We start from the raw sequence: 1,907 nt of genomic DNA, 5'->3' as shown, positions 1-1,907 counted from the left end.
TTGATTACGGCGCGGATTTGATAATTGGTCATCATCCCCACGTTGTACAGGGAATAGAGACTTATAAAAATAAGCTGATTTTTTATTCTTTAGGAAATTTTGTTTTTGATCAATATATTATTGATGAAGCACAAAAAGGATTAGCAATTGAAATAGTTTTTGAAAATGATAAATTAAACTTTAAGCTCCATCCTTTTAAATCGCAAAAAAGTCAGGTGGTTTTAATGACAGATTCAGAAAAAGATGATTTTTTACAAAAAATAACCGAGCGTTCGTTATTTTAATACACAAAGTCTAGCTTTGCAGACGCCATTTTTGTATAGGTAGGAAATTAATTAAAATTACACGGCGTATTTTATATAAATTCGCTAATACGGATTTGTGCAATTAAAAAAGCTTCTCTTTTTGAGAAGCTTTGGTTTTTTTAAAGCCAGCAGGGGAGTGTGATATTGATGCTTCCGTTTTCTTCGCATTCAAAACAGGAAAGTTGATATGGATAATAGCTACAACCTCTACCGCATCCAAGATAGACGCTATTACTTAGCCATGCGCCGTAGCAAATTATATGTTGGGGAACGCAATAGAATGTATAGTTGTATACGGTGTTTGTTTCTGGAAATTTGAATGCTCCACCGACTGACGCATCTTTTTCGTCAGTATCGTAGAGCTCGAAAATAGGTGTTAGACTATCTGTGCAAGTGTCGTAAACGTCCATTGTCATTTCTACCATTTTTACTTCACAAGTTGAGGCATCAAATCCCGCACAATCAGATCTGCAGTCAGCGGTTCCTGGACCGTAACCGAGAGACGCGCAAGAAACGCTATTGCCGTCACATTTTTCACGGAACTCTATTGTGTTATTTCCACAGCTCTGGAAATCAGAGCAATTTGATAGGTCATATCCGCCACAATCGAAAGAGCAAAAGGCCAGTCCATTTCCATGATTTAACGAAGAGCAGGTTGTGACCAAATGATCACAAACTTCTCCTTGGTCTGTGGTATAGTTTCCACAAGCATCATCTCGGCAATATCCGTCATACCAAATGCATTCGGATGTGCAATAAAAAGGACCTACCGTTCCCGGGATTTCGGTTGAACAAGATAGTTTTCCACCGTCACATTCTTCGCCGGTTTCCACAATTCCGTTTCCGCAATATTGAGCAATAGCATCGGATGTAAAGAGCATAAAAAAAGAAAACGTTACAAAAAGAACAATCTGTGTTTTTCTCATGGCCGCTCCTCTCGTTTTGGGTTTGTTTTACGGCACAACATCAAGTATAACAACTATACATTTATCTGTAAAGGAGGTATGGTCAGATTGTGGGTGGGACAGTAAATGCTGGTTCCTTGATAGTTATAAAACGGGGATTTTGCTAATTTTAGTATAAAATTAAACAAAATACTTGACAAAAAGGCAAAAATATGCTATACTTATCGGCAAGTAACTAAAGCCGTTCTTTGAACGTTTACATAGAATAGAGCAAAAATCACCGCAATCCAGCTCGGAAAATCGGGCACAACCAACCCTTGAAAAAGGGAAGAAAGAGGAGATAACAATGGAAAAGCGAACAATGTTTGTGGCACTACTGTTGCTTGTTGCTTTCGTGACGAGCAATGCATACGGTGATGAGTTGCGGGCGAAGATCGTCTGCAACAATGGCGTCTGCGTGCCGGTCACCCAAGGGATGAGCGCTTCCGACATGAAGAAGCTGTCGGCTCTGTCCGCCCGCGCCGCGCGTCTTCGACGCGCCATCAACGAAGTGGAGGGTCGTGACAGGTCCAGAGTGGAGCAGTTCATCACGGACATCAATCGACTGAAGGAGCAGGTCGCTGATATGGAGAAGGCGCTTCAGGATCTCGGCGCTGACGCCAAGCAGGGTAAGATGGATTCTTCCACGGCGCTTGCC

The 1,907-nt window shown here is 41.4% G+C and carries 2 protein-coding genes and 1 pseudogene (1 of these 3 running past the window's edge); 2 read left to right on the top strand and 1 reads right to left on the bottom strand.

The genetic code is table 11. From position 1 onward, the window contains the following. Nucleotides 1-284: capsule biosynthesis protein (locus COU51_02385; GenBank protein ID PIR66756.1), on the top strand; the 284-nt coding region annotated here is incomplete at its 5' end. A gap of 140 nt (nt 285-424) precedes the next feature. On the opposite strand, the gene COU51_02380 is transcribed toward COU51_02385, so the two are convergent. Next, the gene (locus tag COU51_02380) at nt 425-1,231 is read right to left on the bottom strand and encodes a hypothetical protein (GenBank protein ID PIR66755.1); all 807 of its coding nucleotides are present in this window, start codon (nt 1,229-1,231) and stop codon (nt 425-427) included. Nucleotides 1,232-1,556: 325 nt separating this feature from the next. Here COU51_02380 and COU51_02375 point away from each other — a divergent pair. After that, nucleotides 1,557-1,907 (top strand): annotated as a pseudogene (locus tag COU51_02375) (hypothetical protein); it runs 627 nt beyond the window's last position.

The sequence above is a fragment of the Parcubacteria group bacterium CG10_big_fil_rev_8_21_14_0_10_36_14 genome (genome assembly GCA_002772895.1).
Classification (GTDB): domain Bacteria; phylum Patescibacteriota; class Patescibacteriia.
This window is presented reverse-complemented; position numbering and strand designations above follow the sequence as displayed.